This is a genomic window from Rhodococcus wratislaviensis (assembly GCF_041228765.1).
Classification (GTDB): Bacteria; Actinomycetota; Actinomycetes; order Mycobacteriales; family Mycobacteriaceae; genus Rhodococcus_F; species Rhodococcus_F wratislaviensis.
The window spans coordinates 5,930,102-5,944,833 of record NZ_CP150488.1; the positions used below are offsets into that span (position 1 = coordinate 5,930,102).

The following is a 14,732-nucleotide window of genomic DNA, read 5'->3' on the forward strand; positions in this document are numbered from 1 at the left end:
ATCGTGGCCGGTACCCAGTTGGAGCCCTCGTCCAGCGACCCCATCGTGGCCGCACACATCGACACCGCGGAGGTCCCGTCGGCAGCGTGGGGCTGGAGCGGTGAGGCGCCGAAGACGTTCCGATTCTTCGGATGGTTCTTCGCCGTGTTCCTGCTGCTCATGATCATCGGCAACCACACCGGCCTGGTCGAGGACCTGTGGCTGATCGGCTGCGCGGCCCTGATGGTCCTGATCCTCGTTCGCGACATCGTCCTGCGGCGCAAGCCCCGGTAACACCGAACCACAAGCGAAACCCCTCGTCCCCGATCACTCGGGGACGAGGGGTTTCGTAATTTCGGACGGTGCGGCGGACCTAGTTCTCGGCCGCGAGCTGCCCGCAGGCGGCTGCGATCTCCTGGCCGCGGGTATCCCGCACGGTGCAGGACACACCCTGCGCCAGCACGCGCCGGACGAATTCCTTCTCCACCGGCTTCGGGCTCGCGTCCCACTCACTGCCCGGTGTGGGGTTCAGCGGAATGAGATTCACGTGCACCAGCGGCCCGAGCGCCTTGCGCAGTTTCTTACCCAGCAGGTCGGCGCGCCACGGCTGATCGTTCACGTCCCGGATCAGCGCGTACTCGATCGAGACGCGGCGCCCGGACTTGTCCGCGTAGTACCGGGCGGCGTCGAGGACCTCCGCCACCGACCAGCGGTTGTTCACAGGGACCAGGGTGTCGCGCAGTTCGTCGTCCGGGGTGTGCAGAGACACGGCCAGCGTGACGCTGAGGTCCTCGTCGGCGAGCTTGCGGATCGCAGGCGCCAGACCCACCGTCGACACCGTCACGGAGCGCTGCGACAAACCGAGGCCGTCGGGGGCGGGCGAGGTGATACGACGGACGGCGGCGACCACTCGCTTGTAGTTGGCGAGCGGCTCCCCCATCCCCATGAAGACGACGTTCGACAACCGGCCCGGACCGCCGTGGACGTCACCGTCGCGCAGAGCGGCGGCGGCCGCACGCACCTGGTCGACGATCTCGGCGGTCGAGAGGTTGCGTTGCAGCCCGCCCTGACCGGTCGCGCAGAACGGGCACGCCATTCCGCACCCCGCCTGGCTGGAGATGCACAGCGTCGCGCGGTCGGGGTAACGCATGAGAACACTCTCGAGCAGCGTCCCGTCGTTGGCCTTCCAGAGCGTCTTGCGGGTGTCGCCGCCGTCGCAGGCCAGGTGCTTGACCGGGGTCAGCAGCGTCGGGAACAGGGCCGCGCCCACCTGCTCGCGCACGGCGGCGGGGAGATCGGTCATCTTCTCCGGATCCGCCTCGAGCCGCGCATAGTACTGCCGGGCCAGCTGATCGGCCCGGAAACCGGGCAGACCCAGCTCCTTGACGGCCTCCCGCCGCTCGGCGGAGTCGAGGTCCGCGAGATGCTTGGGCGGCATCCCACGCCGGGGCGCGGTGAAAACGAGGGGAAGCGAGACAGCCATAGTTTCTCCATTGTCCCATTGATTCGGGGGTCGTTGTCGTGCGGATGCCTGATCGACGTCGTTTCGCCGCCCGATGCGCATGCGGAACCCGTCCAGGTGGGTGAAGATCAACTTATGTCGACAACACCGGACGACCCCTCGAACTTCCCTCCGGCGGTCCCGGCAGGTCGCGGTCCCGGCACGGGACCCGTGCCTGCCGACCCACCGCACCCCGACACCACACCGGCAGGCACCGAGCATCCCGACGTCGCACGCCGCAAGGGCATCACGCACACCCGGGTGGGCGCCACGTGGACCGGTCTGGTGATCGGAATCGTCGTTCTGGTACTGCTTCTCGTGTTCATCCTGCAGAACCTCGACAGCGTGACTCTCGAAATGTTCGCCTGGGAATTCACCCTCCCGCTGGGTGTCACGCTGTTGTTCGCGGCGATCGCCGGCGCGGTGATCATGGCCCTCGCGGGCGGGGTCCGCATCATCCAGATCCGTCGGGCAGCGAACCGGCAGCGGCGCCTGAACAGTAATTTCTAACTGAACAATAGTTACGCAAGTGGATTGCGCAGACGCTGAGCGAGCAGAATTACTGTCGTGGATATCACCGGAAGGGCACGACTGTGAAGGCCGACATGGAGACGACTGTGGCACCGCGTATCGCGGCTGAACAAGCACGATCCTGGCTGCTGGTTCCCGCCGGCAAGCCCGAGGGTTTCGAGGCGGCCCATGCCAGCGCCGCCGACGCCGTGATCCTCGACCTCGAGGACGCCGTCACCCCCGACCGCAAACCCCGGGCCCGCGCCGACGTCGTCGCCTGGCTCGGCGAGAACCGGCGCGCGTGGGTGCGGATCAACGACGCCACCACCCCCTACTGGGCGGACGACCTGGCAGCCCTGGACGGTGTTCCCGGGCTCGAAGGCGTCATGCTGGCCAAGACCGAGAGTGGCATGCAGGTCGACGCCACCGCCGAGCGACTCCCCGAGGGCACGAAGGTGCTCGCCCTCGTCGAATCCGCGATGGGACTCGAGGCGGCACCCGAGATCGCCCGGACGGAGGCCACGTTCCGGCTCGCGTTCGGCAGCGGCGACTTCCGCCGCGACACCGGGATGGACGATTCGCCGCTGGCGATGGCCTATCCCCGCTCCCGGCTGACGGTCGCCAGCCGGGCCGCCCGGATCGCACCGCCGATCGACGGCCCCACCCTCGGCACCGACATCGACGCCCTGGTCCGGGCATCGGCGCTGACCCTGTCGATGGGCATGACCGGGAAGCTGTGCATGACCATTGCGCAGACGGCCCCGGTCAACGACGCACTGAGCCCCTCCCCGGCCGACGCCGAATGGGCCCGCGACGTGATCGCGGACCTCGGCGAGGACGGCTCCCGAGTGCGGGACGGCAGCGACCTCCCCAAACTGGCGAAGGCCAAGAAGATCAACGCGCTCGCGAAGCTCTTCCACATCGCACCGCGGTAACGACCCCGGTCAGAGCATCTCCAGCCCGGCGGGCTTTCGGCGGACGTGCACGCGATAGCGCACGTCGAGAGCCACGCCGGGTGTCTGCGCGAACGCCTTCGATGCCGTCTTCCCGGTGAACTCGATACCGAGCACACCGCGCAACGATTCCCGATCCGGGAAACGCCATCGTGTCTCCACGCGCACCAGGTCGAACCCCTGCGCCGCGAAGAAGGCCTCGACGGCCGCCGGGTTGTACTGCGGCAGGTCGGCCCGCATCCACTCGCCGTACGGATGGGCTGTGGCGTCGAGATCCACCACCACCAGCGCGCCGCCCGGGCGCAGCACACGCATCGCCTCGCAGATTCCGCGGCCGCAGCCGGGACCGAAGAAATAAGCAGTCCGCGCGTGCACGACGTCCACGCTCGCGTCACCGAGGGGTATGCCCTCGGCCGAGCCCTCGATCACCCGGACGTTCGGCAGGTGCCCCACGCGGGTGCGGGCACGTTCCAGCAGGGGCGGATGCGGCTCGACTCCGTAGACCGTGGCCGCCGACTCGGCGAAGACCGGCAGGTGGAAGCCGGAACCGCAGCCCACATCGGCGACGGCGCCGCCCGTCCAGTCCACGGCCCCGCGCAGGTGCCGGAAGATCGCCCCGTCCACGTCCTGGGCACGATTCTCGACCTCGTACCACTCGGGCCAGTGCCAGATGTTCGGGCTGGGGATGGTCACGGCAGGACGGTCAGACGAGGACCGTGAGCACCAGCCACGTCACGAACGCCGACGGCAGCAGGGAATCGAGACGGTCCATGATGCCCCCGTGCCCGGGGAGCAAAGTGCCCATGTCCTTGATGCGGAGTTCTCGCTTGACCTGGGATTCGATGAGATCGCCGAGCGTGGCGGTGACCACCAGGACAACGCCGAGGAGCACGCCGATCATCGAGTTCTCGTCGAGGATCAGGGTGACCGTGAGCAGGCTGCCGATGACGCAGAACAGCAGCGAACCGAAGAACCCTTCCCACGACTTCTTGGGGCTGATCGCCGGCACCATCGGATGCTTGCCGAACAGCACACCCGCCGCGTAGCCGCCCACGTCGGAGCAGACAACGCCGATCATCAGGCACAGCACCCGCCCGGCGCCGTCGTCCTGCAACACCATCAGCACGGCGAACGACGCCAGCAACGGGATCCAGGAGGCGACGAACACGGTGATCGCCGTGTCCCGGAGGAAATTCTGTGGTGTCGCCTTCAGCCCGTGGTCGAACAGGCGCCAGACCATGCAGACGAGCACCGTCCCCGCGAATGCACTGAGCACCCCCACCGGGCCGAACGGCCAGCCGAGCCACAGGATCGCCTGACCGCCCGCGAGCAGCGGGATCCGGGGTGCGCTGATCCCGGCCTCACGCAGACGCTTGGTGACCTCCCACGTGGCCACGGCCATCGCGACGGCCACCACGCCGATCCACACCAGCGGCACGTAGACGAGGATCAGGATCAGCGCGACGCCGAGACCGACGCCCACGCCGATCGCGGCGGGAAGGTTACGCCCGGCCTTCGATTTCGCGGCCGGGGCCGCCTCCGGCGCGGGCGCACCCCCGGAGACCGGTTCCGAGGGGTCGCCCTCGGAGATGGGTCCCCCTGGGGTCCCGTGTTCTGCTGGCACGGTCACTGTCCCCGATCCACTCCTCGTCTCGTGACTAAACTTCCAGTAACTCGGCTTCCTTGTGCTTCACCAGTTCGTCGACCTGCGCGACGTACCGGGCGGTCGTCTTGTCGAGTTCCTTCTCGGCCCGGCCGACCTCGTCCTCGCCGGCCTCGCCGTCCTTCTGGATCCGGGACAGCTCGTCCATCGCCTTGCGGCGCACGTTGCGCACGGACACCTTCGCGTCCTCGCCCTTGGACTTGGCCTGCTTGACCAGTTCGCGGCGGCGTTCCTCGGTGAGCTGGGGTACGGAGATCCGGATCAGGTTTCCGTCGTTGGACGGGTTCACGCCCAGGTCGGAGTTCCGGATCGCCGTCTCGATGGCGCCGAGCTGGGAGGCCTCGTACGGCTTGACGACGACCAGTCGCGCTTCCGGCACGTTGATGCTGGCGAGCTGCGTGATCGGGGTGAACGCGCCGTAGTAGTCGATTCCGATGCGATTGAACATGCCGGGATTCGCGCGGCCCGTGCGGATCGATCCGAGATCGTCCTTGGCCACCGTGACAGCCTTCTCCATCTTCTCCTCGGCTTCGAAGAGAGCTTCATCAATCACGGCTGTTCCTCCATGTCGTTCTGCATCGATTCGTCACTGCCTCTGTTTCGAGAAAACTCTGTGTCGAGCGTGTCACTCGCGTCATGACTTGACGAGCGTTCCGATCTTCTCACCGGACACTGCCCGAGCGATATTCCCCTCGGTCAGCAGATTGAACACCATGATCGGCATCTCGTTGTCCATACAGAGGCTGAACGCCGTCGCGTCGGCGACCTTGAGCCCCTGTTCGATGACCTCACGGTGCGTGATCTGCGTGTACATCGTCGCGGTCGGGTCGAGGTTCGGGTCCGCCGTGAACACGCCGTCGACGGCCTTGGCCATCAAGACGACCTCGGCGCCGATCTCGAGTGCGCGCTGCGCCGCGGTCGTGTCGGTCGAGAAGTAGGGCATGCCCATGCCGGCGCCGAAGATCACGACGCGACCCTTCTCGAGGTGACGCTGAGCGCGCAGCGGAATGTAGGGCTCCGCCACCTGCCCCATGGTGATCGCCGTCTGCACGCGGCTGTCGATGCCCTCTTTCTCCAGGAAGTCCTGCAGAGCAAGGCAATTCATGACGGTGCCAAGCATGCCCATGTAGTCGGAACGCGCGCGGTCCAAACCTCGCTGCTGCAGTTCCGCACCACGGAAGAAGTTGCCGCCGCCGATGACCACCGCCACCTGCACCCCGGATCGCACGACCTCGGCGATCTGTTCCGCGACCTTGGTCACCACGTCGGGGTCGAGGCCGACCTTGCCACCACCGAACATTTCTCCGCCGAGTTTGAGAAGGACTCGATGGAATCCCGTACGTTCGTTGGCTGGTTCGGACATTGCTCTCCTCAGTTCCACAGCACTCGTCGATTTCGACAGCGGCCGAGCGCGCCCACGCGCCTACTCGACCCATTCAGACGGCCATCTTCATCCTGCCTCATCAGGACGGTGGCGGTATACGTAGGCCCCGCCGGGCGAGCGCACTCGTCCGACGGGGCCATACGACTCACACGACTAGCTCGAAGCACCGACCTCGAAGCGAACGAAGCGCTTGATGGTGACGCCGGCCTCGTCGAGGATCGCCTTGACGGACTTCTTGGAGTCCTGCACCGAGGACTGCTCGGTGAGCACGACGTCCTTGAAGTAGCCGTTGACGCGGCCTTCGATGATCTTCGGCAGAGCCTGCTCCGGCTTGCCCTCGGCGCGCGCGGTCTCCTCGGCGATGTGACGCTCGTTGGCGACGATGTCCTCGGGGACCTCGTCACGCGTGACGTACTTGGCCTTGAGCGCCGCGACCTGCATGGCGGCACCGCGAGCGGCCTCCGCAGCAGCGTCACCCTCACCGGTGTACTCGACGAGGACGCCGACGGCGGGCGGCAGGTCGGCGCTGCGCTTGTGCAGGTAGACCGCGACCGGTCCGTCGAACGAGGCGATCTTGCTCAGGACGAGCTTCTCGCCGATCTTCGCGGACTGCTCCTGGATGACGGTGTCGACCGTCTTGCCGTCGAGTTCGAGCGCCTTGAGCGCGTCGACGTCGGCGGGCTTCGCTGCCGCGGCGACCGTGACGATCGACTCGGCGAGCTTCAGGAAGTCCTCGTTCTTCGCGACGAAGTCCGTCTCACAGTCGAGCTCGAGCAGGACGCCGTCCTTGGAAACGACCAGGCCCTCGGCCGTGGTGCGCTCGGCACGCTTGCCCACGTCCTTGGCGCCCTTGATGCGCAGCTGCTCCACAGCCTTGTCGAAGTCACCCTCGGCCTCAGCGAGAGCGTTCTTGCAGGCCATCATTCCGGAGCCGGTGAGCTCGCGGAGCCGCTTGACGTCAGCGGCGGTGTAGTTCGCCATGGTGAGCGAGCCTCCTCATATGTCTGTCGGGACGTAAGTCAGGGTAGTACTCGGACCAGACCGTGAAACGGCCCTGACCAAAAGATCTCTGGTCAGGGCCGTGTGCATCGGATCAGGCCTCGGTGGAGGGTGCCTCTGCTGCGGGGGCCTCGGCAGCCGGAGCCGCCTGTGCCTCAGCTGCGGGAGCGGCCTCTGCGGCGGGCGCTGCCTGCGAGAGCAGTTCCTGCTCCCACTCGGCGAGGGGTTCGCCGGCGCCGGCCTCGGGCTTCGCGTCCTTGTCGGCGCTCAGTCCGGCACGGGCCTGCACGCCCTCGGCCACGGCGGAAGCGACGACCTTGGTGAGCAGGGCGGCGCTGCGGATGGCGTCGTCGTTGCCCGGGATCGGGTAGTCGACGAGGTCGGGGTCGCAGTTGGTGTCCAGGATCGCGATGACCGGGATGTTCAGCTTGCGAGCCTCGGCAACGGCCAGGTGCTCCTTGTTGGTGTCGACGACCCACACCGCGGAGGGGACCTTGGCCATGTCGCGGATACCACCGAGAGTGCGGTCCAGCTTGGTCATCTCACGCGTGAGCATGAGGATTTCCTTCTTGGTGCGACCCTCGAAACCACCGGTCTGCTCCATGGCCTCGAGCTCCTTGAGGCGGAGAAGGCGCTTGTGGACGGTGGTGAAGTTGGTGAGCATGCCGCCGAGCCAACGCTGGTTGACGTAGGGCATCCCGACGCGAGTGGCCTCGGCCGCGATGGATTCCTGGGCCTGCTTCTTCGTGCCGACGAAGAGGACGGTGCCGCCGTGGGCAACGGTCTCCTTGACGAACTCGTACGCCTTGTCGATGTACGTCAGCGTCTGCTGCAAGTCGATGATGTAGATGCCGTTGCGGTCGGTGAAGATGAAACGCTTCATCTTCGGATTCCAACGACGGGTCTGGTGACCGAAGTGCGTGCCGCTGTCGAGCAGCTGCTTCATTGTTACGACAGCCATGGCTGTGTATCTCTCTTTCATTGCCGGTTGATGCAGAGCATCTCGGGGACGCTCCACCCTGGCGCCCGCAGACCATCGGACTCACACCGAGATGCGAGACCAGCCGATGGCCGATAACCTGCGCGGGCGCGCGAAGTCGGACTGTGGGAGCACAGACCGCTCGATCAGTGTACGGCCTCCACGCCGAACGCCCTAACCGCCCCTGCCACACCGCGGCCGCGCGTGCAAGGGTTTTGCGGGATCTGTGGACAAAGCGCATTCGATCCACATTCTCGTCCGGTGCCCGTTCATCGGCCCGGACGTGCGGGATCGTTCATCCATGACGAAGTTCGGGGCGATCGTGCGGGCGCTCACGGCGGCTGCCACGGCGTCGACGCTGCTGACCGTCGCGGCGCTCGTCGCACCGCCCGCCGATGCCGCGCCGACCGGTGATTTCGACTGGCCGCTGCACCCACGACCGCGGGTGGTCCGGGCGTTCGACAACCCCGAGCGCGACTGGCTTCCCGGCCATCGCGGCGTGGATCTGGGCGGCGTGCCCGACGAGGCCGTCCTGTCCGCGGGGGCGGGTGTGGTGGTGTTCGCCGGCACGGTGGCGGGCAAGCCCGTCGTGTCCGTCGACCACCCGGGTGGGCTCCGCACCACATACGAACCGGTGACCGCTCGGGTCACCCCCGGACTGCGCGTCGGCCGTGGCACCGTCCTCGGCACGCTCGAACCCGGGCATCCGGGCTGCATCGCACCCGTCGCCGCGTGCCTGCACTGGGGTCTTCGCCGCGACCGCGAGTATCTCGACCCGCTCGGACTCGTCCGCGTGGCGCCGGTACGGCTCGAACCCGTCGGCGGCTAGCGCCACTCCGCGACGGCGTGCCTGCCTGCCGACTCCGGGAAGTCGTCCGCGACCATCGCCGCGAGTTCGACGAACGCCTTCCGCGTCGCCGGACGCAGCAGTTCCAGATCCACCACCGAGCCCTCGGCGAGGTGCTCGTCGAACGGCACCACCTTCACGGCCCGGCACCGGAGCAGGAAGTGATTGGTCAGTTCCGTCATGTCGATCGTGCTCGAGCCGGGCCGGGCGGCACTGATCACGACGACCGTCCGCGACACCAGATGCCCGTAGCCGTGGTGCTGCAACCAGTCCAGCGTGGCGGCGGCACTGCGGGCGCCGTCTATGGCCGGCGAGCTCACCAGCACCAGGGAATTGGCGAGCTGCAGAACGCCGTTCATCGCCGAATGCATGATCCCGGTGCCGCAGTCGGTGAGGATGATGTTGTAGTACACCTGCAGGATGTCGATCACCCGCCGGTAGTCGTCCTCGCTGAACGCCTCGGAGATCGCCGGATCCTGTTCGCTCGCGAGCACCTCGAGACGGCTCGGCGCCTGCGACGTGTGGGCCCGCACATCCGAGTAACGCCGGATGGTCGACTCCGCCGCGATGAGATCACGGACGGTCGAATGCGTCTGCAGGGGCACGCGTTGCGCGAGTGTCCCGAAGTCGGGGTTGGCGTCGACGGCGATCACGCAGTCGCCGCGCAGTGACGCGAACGTCGATCCCAGCCCGATCGTGGTCGTCGTCTTGCCGACGCCGCCCTTCAAGGACAGGAAGGCAATGCGATAGTCCCCCTGGATCGGCTGCCGGATGCGGTCCAGCAGTGCCGCTTCGCGCGCCTCCCCCGCCGACTCCCCTGGATTCACCGATCCCCCGGTGAGCCGGTGCAGTCCGCGGCGCCACCCGCGGCTCGGCGCCTTGCGTGACCGTTCGAGGAGAGCATCCGCCACCAGATCCTGACTGGTCACCTGATGCCGGCTCGGTTCCGGGGCCGGACCCTCCCAGGATTGCTGCCCCCACGGATCGGCGGCGGTGTCGCCCAGCGGGGCGCCGCCACCGTCGTTCAGCCAGGACGGCTGCGGTCGAGTCAAGTCTTCGCGGTCCACTGTTTCCCCCGGGATAGTGCAGAAACAACTGCAGATTCGTGGCGCGACGCTACCAAACCGGGTCAGGCCCGGGGATGTGCCTGATCGTGCACCGCACGGAGCCGCGCCACGGACACATGGGTGTAGAGCTGGGTGGTCGCGAGGCTCGCGTGGCCGAGGAGTTCCTGCACGACGCGCAGGTCCGCTCCGCCTTCGAGGAGGTGTGTGGCCGCCGTGTGGCGCAGGCCGTGCGGGCTCAGGTTCGGTGCGCCGGGGACCGCGGACAGAACCTCGTGGACGACGCTGCGCGCCTGCCGTTGGTCCAGCCGCTTCCCTCGTTTGCCCAGGAGAAGCGCCTGCCCGGAACTGTCCGTCGCGACCGCGGGCCTGCCGACGTGCAACCAGAGGTCCACGGCGTCGGCCGCCGGTTTCCCGTACGGCACGGAGCGCTCCTTGTCGCCCTTGCCGATCACGCGCAGCAGCCGCCGTTCGCGATCCACCGAACCGAGGTCGAGGCCGCACAGCTCCCCCACCCGTATTCCGGTCGCATAGAGCAGTTCGACGATGAGCCGGTCGCGCAGGGCGATCGGATCGTTCTGCTGCGCGCCCGATTCGGCGGCGTCCATCACGTCGGCCGCCTGCGACTGCCGCAGCACCGGGGGCAGCGTGCGGTGGGCCTTCGCGGCACCCAGCCGGGCGCCGGGATCGGTGGCGATGCGCCGGGTCCGCAGCAGCCAGGCTGTGAAGTTGCGCACCGACGACGTCCGCCGGGCGAGGGTCGTCCGGGCGATGCCGGCCGCGGACTGGCCCGCGAGCCACGACCGGAGCGCCTGGATGTCGAGCTCGCCGAGGTGTACCTCCGGCGACGTCGACAACCAGTGCCGCAGCAGCGACTTCGCGTCCGCGACGTATGCCTTCACGGTGTGCTGCGATCGGCCGCGTTCGAGTCCGAGATGCCGCGCGTACTCCTCGAGTACCAGCTCCAACGGTGCCGGCAGGTCGCTGCTCATAGAGGCAACAGTCGACTCGGGCGGGAGATAAATCAAGCAGCCGCGCCGCTAGAGTTCTTTTGTGCAGCGAACGATCTCCATTCCCATGTTGTGTGTCCTGGCCTTACTGTCCGCGATCGCCCCGCTGGCCACCGACATGTACCTCCCCGGTCTCCCCCTGATGACGGAGAGCCTGAACACGTCGGCGCCGAGCGTGCAGCTGACATTGACCACGTTCATGGCCGGGCTCGGAATCGGTCAGCTCGTCGTCGGACCGCTGTCGGACGGCCTCGGGCGCCGGCGTCTGCTGATCGGCGCCACGGTTGTCACGACCCTCGCCGCGATGGCCTGCGCAGTCGCGCCGACCGTCGAAACCCTCATCGCTGCACGACTTTTCCAGGGGCTGAGCGGTGGCGCGGCGATCGTGCTCGCGCGCGCCTGCATTGCCGACCGCGCGCGCGGAGACAGCGCAGCCCGGCTCTTCAGCATCATGATGATCATCGGCGGGGTCGCGCCGGTCGTCGCACCGCTGATGGGTGGCGCCCTGCTCGGCCCGGTCGGCTGGCGAGGGATCTTCTGGGTTCTCACCGCCGCCGGTGTGGTGATGTTCGCGGGAGTGCTGATCCTCGTCCCGGAGACGCTTCCGGAGGAGAACCGGCACGGCGGCGGGCTCACTGCACTGGTCCGGAATCTGCGTTACGTTTTCGGCAATCGCGTCTACCTGGGTTACGCGTTCACGTTCATGTTCGGGTTCGTCGCGCTCTTCTCGTACATCTCCGCGTCCCCGTTCGTCGTGCAGAACGTCCTCGGGCTCAGCCCGGGGCAGTTCTCCATCGTGTTCGCGGTGAATGCCGCGGGCATGGTGAGCGCCGCGATCGTGAACACCCGGCTCGTGGGCACGTTCCATGCCCGGCAGCTGCTGAGGTTCGGGGTCACGCTGCTCCTGGCAGCGGGCGTCGTGCTGCTGCTCGCCGCGACGCTGATCGATTCGCCGCCCTGGTGTGCGATCCTGGTTCCGCTGTTCGTCTCGGTGTCGAGCATCGGTTTCGTGATGGGCAATGCGACGGCGCTGGCTCAGGGCGAGGTGACCAAGGCGTCCGGCACCGGGTCCGCACTCCTCGGCGCCGGCCAGTTCGGCCTCGCCGCGGTGGTCTCGCCGCTCGTCGGCATCGCCGGCCCCGACACCGCAGTCCCGATGGCCGTCGCGATCCCGTCCGCGGGCGCCGTGGCGATGCTGTCGCTGCTGGTGCTGACGCGGCGGACGCACATCTCGTAGCGCGTCCGCCGCACCGGGTCAGCGGGAGGCACCCTCGCTCGCGGCGAGCTCGGACTTCCACACCCGGAAGCCCTCCTCGGTGCGACCGCGACGCCAGTAGCCGGAGATCGACGCGGCCGACGCGGCGACACCCCGCTCCTTGCGCACGTAGGAGCGCAGGTTGTGCATGACTGCCTGCGCCTCACCGTGAATGAACACCTGCGCGGTTCCGGGCAGCCACGCGGTGTCGCGCACCGCCGCGACGAGGGGTGCGTTGTCCCCCGACGCATCTTCGCCGATCCGGTCCGACGTGTCGCCGCGGTGGATCCACGTGACGTCGACGCCCGCGGGCGAGTCGAAGGCGATTTCGTCCTCGGGGCCGGCGACCTCGATGATCACCCGTCCGACCGCCGACGCGTCCAGCTTCTCGACGGACGCCGAGATGGCGGGAATTGCGGTCTCGTCACCCGCGAGCAGGTACCAGTCGGCGGCCGGGTCGGGCGCGAACGCGCCTCCGGGGCCGCGCAGCCGGAGGACGTCGCCGGCTGCCGCGGCGGCCGCCCACGGTCCGGCGACACCGGCGTCACCGTGCACCACGAAGTCGATGGCGATCTCTCGCTTCACCGGATCCACGGATCGGATCGTGTACGTGCGCAGGACGGGCTCTTCGGGGCTCCCGAATTCGAGTTTCGCGTACGCGTCGGTGAAGGCATTCGGAACAAAACTGTCGAATCCCGGGTCGCCGAGGAATACCCGCACCATGTGCGGGGTCAGCCACTCGGTCCGGAGCACGGTCAGTGTCGCAGTCGGCTTTGCCACAGGCATCTCTCCAATGAACTCAAGTTGGTTAGTGTTACCTAACTACGGTACAGGAGTGGCTGCCGGCGGCGGTCAGAGCGGAATCAGGTGGTGCTTCTGCTCGCCGCGGGCGGAACGCTTGTCGCGGAGCACGGTCAGTGCTCGCCGGATCTCGAGCCGGGTGGCGGACGGTTCGATCACCGCGTCGATGTAGCCGCGCTCGGCGGCCGAATACGGTGTCGCGACGTTCTCGTTGTAGGCGTCGACGAGTTGCTGGCGCATCGCCTCCTGTTCCTCGCCTGCGGCTTCGAGTTCGCGGTGGTAGAGGAGACTGATCGCGGCCTCGGCGCCCATGACCGCGATGCGTGCCGTCGGCCAGGCGAAGTTCACGTCGGCCCCGAGTTGCTTGCACCCCATCACCGCATATCCGCCGCCGTAGGACTTGCGCACCACCACAGTCACTTTCGGCACCGTTGCGGCCGCGAACGCTTGCAAGAAGCGGCCGCCGCTGCGGAGTACACCGTTCCGCTCCTGCTCCAACCCCGGGAGGAAGCCCGGTGTGTCGACGACGAACACGAGGGGAATCTCGTACGCGTCGCAGATCCGCACGAAGCGGGCCGCCTTGTCGGCGCCGACCTGATCCAGTGCCCCACTGAGGAATTGCGGCTGGTTGGCCACCACTCCGACGGATCGTCCGTCCACCCGGGAGAATCCGGTGATCACGTTCGGTGCCGTCTGCGCGGCGAGTTCGTGAAAGTCGCCGTCGTCGAAGATGTTCAGCAGCAGGTCGTGCATGTCGTAGGCGGCGTTGTCGGCGTCCGGCATGAACTCGTTCAATGCCAGATCGTTGTCGGTGATCTCGGGTTCGAGTCCCGGGTTCACGATGGGCGCCTCCTCGTGCCTGCTCGACGGGAGGAAGCCGAGATAGTCTCGCACCCAGGCGAACGCCGCGTCTTCGCTCGGCGCGACGTGGTGGACGTTCCCGTTCTCGGCCTGGGCGCGGGCGCCGCCGAGTTCGTCGAGGGTGACGTCCTCGCCGGTGACGGATTTGATGACTCCCGGACCGGTGACGAACATGTACGCCTGCTCGTCCACGGCGACAACGACATCGGTGTTGATCGGGGCGTACGCCGCACCGCCCGCGCATTTGCCGAGGAGGATCGAGATTTGCGGGCACACTCCCGACAGCGGAATCTGGCGGCGGCCCATTTCGGCGTACCAGGCGAGCGACGTGACGGCATCCTGTACGCGTGCGCCGCCGGAGTCGTTGATGCCCACACAAGGGCAGCCGATCCGCGCCGCGAATTCCATGATCGAGGCGACCTTGCGGCCGAACATCTCCCCCACGCTGCCACCGAACACCGTGTGGTCGTGCGAGAACACCGCCACCGGACGTCCGTCGACGGTTCCGTGGCCGGTGACGACGCCGTCACCGTAGGGGTTGTCGAGAGCTCCCGGGTTCCTCGCCATCTGTCCGACCTCGATGAAACTGCCGCGGTCGAGCAGCATTCGGATTCGTTCGCGGGGGCCGGGCAGACCTTTCTCCGCGCGCCGTGCGATCGCCCTCGGGCTTCCCGGATTCAGCGATTGTTCGAGCCGAACCTCCAGGTCAGCGAGCAGTTCCGCCGTGGTCCTGGTCATGTGAGATTCCTCCTCGAGACGCACCCGCGAGCGGACTGCACTCCCGGAGCGCCGGTAGTTGCCTCATCGGAGACCGTACGTGCACCGACCGGGGTCTGCATCGGTGAACCGACTGGACTCCGAGCACCCACGACGGGCGCAACTACCCCTCCGGCGCAACGCGGGGTGGATGGGAACTGTCGGCCGGA

At 67.6% G+C, this 14,732-nt stretch carries 16 protein-coding genes; 5 read left to right on the forward strand and 11 right to left on the reverse strand.

Annotated elements, in window-relative coordinates:
* Nucleotides 1–3 precede the first annotated feature (3 nt).
* Entirely contained in the window at nucleotides 4–273 is a 270-nt protein-coding gene (locus WKC72_RS27455) for a DUF2631 domain-containing protein (protein WP_005259333.1), read from the forward strand.
* A gap of 79 nt (nucleotides 274–352) precedes the next feature.
* Here the strand turns inward: WKC72_RS27455 and rlmN are convergent, their stop codons facing one another.
* On the reverse strand, nucleotides 353–1,462 hold the full coding sequence (rlmN, locus tag WKC72_RS27460; protein WP_005240549.1) for a 23S rRNA (adenine(2503)-C(2))-methyltransferase RlmN: 1,110 nt from the start codon (nucleotides 1,460–1,462) through the stop codon (nucleotides 353–355).
* Nucleotides 1,463–1,576: 114 nt separating this feature from the next.
* On the opposite strand from rlmN, the gene WKC72_RS27465 reads away from it, so the two are divergent.
* Together WKC72_RS27465 and WKC72_RS27470 are read left to right on the forward strand one after the other, a co-directional pair.
* Nucleotides 1,577–1,990 (forward strand): lipopolysaccharide assembly LapA domain-containing protein, encoded by a 414-nt coding sequence (locus WKC72_RS27465; protein WP_037245582.1) that lies wholly within the window; start codon nucleotides 1,577–1,579, stop codon nucleotides 1,988–1,990.
* Nucleotides 1,991–2,073: 83 nt separating this feature from the next.
* Complete coding sequence (locus tag WKC72_RS27470; RefSeq protein ID WP_174233783.1) at nucleotides 2,074–2,925, forward strand: CoA ester lyase; 852 nt, start codon at nucleotides 2,074–2,076, stop codon at nucleotides 2,923–2,925.
* Nucleotides 2,926–2,934: 9 nt separating this feature from the next.
* On the opposite strand, the gene WKC72_RS27475 is transcribed toward WKC72_RS27470, so the two are convergent.
* The 6 genes from WKC72_RS27475 to rpsB all read right to left on the reverse strand — a co-directional run bounded on the left by WKC72_RS27475 (nucleotide 2,935) and on the right by rpsB (nucleotide 7,950).
* Nucleotides 2,935–3,636, reverse strand: a complete 702-nt coding sequence (locus WKC72_RS27475; RefSeq protein ID WP_037245580.1) for a class I SAM-dependent methyltransferase — start codon at nucleotides 3,634–3,636, stop codon at nucleotides 2,935–2,937.
* 10 nt (nucleotides 3,637–3,646) lie between these two features.
* The gene (locus tag WKC72_RS27480) at nucleotides 3,647–4,573 is read right to left on the reverse strand and encodes a phosphatidate cytidylyltransferase (RefSeq protein ID WP_128638941.1); all 927 of its coding nucleotides are present in this window, start codon (nucleotides 4,571–4,573) and stop codon (nucleotides 3,647–3,649) included.
* 28 nt (nucleotides 4,574–4,601) lie between these two features.
* Nucleotides 4,602–5,159: a ribosome recycling factor gene (frr, locus tag WKC72_RS27485; RefSeq protein WP_005240537.1), complete on the reverse strand. Its 558-nt coding sequence runs from the start codon at nucleotides 5,157–5,159 to the stop codon at nucleotides 4,602–4,604.
* 81 nt (nucleotides 5,160–5,240) lie between these two features.
* Complete coding sequence (pyrH, locus tag WKC72_RS27490) at nucleotides 5,241–5,969, reverse strand: UMP kinase (RefSeq protein ID WP_005240535.1); 729 nt, start codon at nucleotides 5,967–5,969, stop codon at nucleotides 5,241–5,243.
* Nucleotides 5,970–6,143: 174 nt separating this feature from the next.
* Nucleotides 6,144–6,971, reverse strand: a complete 828-nt coding sequence (gene tsf / locus WKC72_RS27495; RefSeq protein ID WP_005259342.1) for a translation elongation factor Ts — start codon at nucleotides 6,969–6,971, stop codon at nucleotides 6,144–6,146.
* Between the two features lie 112 nt (nucleotides 6,972–7,083).
* A complete protein-coding gene (gene rpsB, locus WKC72_RS27500; protein ID WP_370180414.1) occupies nucleotides 7,084–7,950 on the reverse strand; it encodes a 30S ribosomal protein S2 in 867 nt (288 codons plus the stop codon).
* A 244-nt stretch (nucleotides 7,951–8,194) separates the two neighbouring features.
* Between rpsB and WKC72_RS27505 the strand changes: the two genes are divergently transcribed.
* A complete protein-coding gene (locus WKC72_RS27505) occupies nucleotides 8,195–8,797 on the forward strand; it encodes a M23 family metallopeptidase (RefSeq protein ID WP_370180415.1) in 603 nt (200 codons plus the stop codon).
* Here WKC72_RS27505 and WKC72_RS27510 read toward each other — a convergent pair.
* Together WKC72_RS27510 and WKC72_RS27515 are read right to left on the reverse strand one after the other, a co-directional pair.
* Nucleotides 8,794–9,819, reverse strand: a complete 1,026-nt coding sequence (locus tag WKC72_RS27510; RefSeq protein WP_370184549.1) for a MinD/ParA family protein — start codon at nucleotides 9,817–9,819, stop codon at nucleotides 8,794–8,796. The genes WKC72_RS27505 and WKC72_RS27510 overlap by 4 nt on opposite strands.
* A 125-nt stretch (nucleotides 9,820–9,944) precedes the next feature.
* Complete coding sequence (locus WKC72_RS27515) at nucleotides 9,945–10,871, reverse strand: tyrosine recombinase XerC (RefSeq protein ID WP_370180416.1); 927 nt, start codon at nucleotides 10,869–10,871, stop codon at nucleotides 9,945–9,947.
* Between the two features lie 85 nt (nucleotides 10,872–10,956).
* Here WKC72_RS27515 and WKC72_RS27520 point away from each other — a divergent pair, with 85 nt between their 5' ends.
* Nucleotides 10,957–12,126 (forward strand): multidrug effflux MFS transporter, encoded by a 1,170-nt coding sequence (locus WKC72_RS27520; protein WP_370184551.1) that lies wholly within the window; start codon nucleotides 10,957–10,959, stop codon nucleotides 12,124–12,126.
* 18 nt (nucleotides 12,127–12,144) lie between these two features.
* Here WKC72_RS27520 and WKC72_RS27525 read toward each other — a convergent pair whose 3' ends face one another.
* A complete protein-coding gene (locus WKC72_RS27525; protein WP_370180417.1) occupies nucleotides 12,145–12,924 on the reverse strand; it encodes a siderophore-interacting protein in 780 nt (259 codons plus the stop codon).
* Nucleotides 12,925–12,996: 72 nt separating this feature from the next.
* On the reverse strand, nucleotides 12,997–14,544 hold the full coding sequence (locus WKC72_RS27530; protein WP_112299366.1) for an acyl-CoA carboxylase subunit beta: 1,548 nt from the start codon (nucleotides 14,542–14,544) through the stop codon (nucleotides 12,997–12,999).
* Between the last annotated feature and the right edge of the window lie 188 nt (nucleotides 14,545–14,732).

Excerpts from the sequence above, each read along its gene's own strand:
- WKC72_RS27515 (WP_370180416.1), bottom strand. The coding sequence starts at position 10,871 with ATGAGCAGCGACCTGCCGGCACCGTTGGAGCTGGTACTCGAGGAGTAC.
- tsf (WP_005259342.1), bottom strand. The coding sequence starts at position 6,971 with ATGGCGAACTACACCGCCGCTGACGTCAAGCGGCTCCGCGAGCTCACC.
- WKC72_RS27530 (WP_112299366.1), bottom strand. The coding sequence starts at position 14,544 with ATGACCAGGACCACGGCGGAACTGCTCGCTGACCTGGAGGTTCGGCTC.
- WKC72_RS27465 (WP_037245582.1), top strand. The coding sequence starts at position 1,577 with ATGTCGACAACACCGGACGACCCCTCGAACTTCCCTCCGGCGGTCCCG.
- rlmN (WP_005240549.1), bottom strand. The coding sequence starts at position 1,462 with ATGGCTGTCTCGCTTCCCCTCGTTTTCACCGCGCCCCGGCGTGGGATG.
- pyrH (WP_005240535.1), bottom strand. The coding sequence starts at position 5,969 with ATGTCCGAACCAGCCAACGAACGTACGGGATTCCATCGAGTCCTTCTC.
- WKC72_RS27520 (WP_370184551.1), top strand. The coding sequence starts at position 10,957 with ATGTTGTGTGTCCTGGCCTTACTGTCCGCGATCGCCCCGCTGGCCACC.
- rpsB (WP_370180414.1), bottom strand. The coding sequence starts at position 7,950 with ATGGCTGTCGTAACAATGAAGCAGCTGCTCGACAGCGGCACGCACTTC.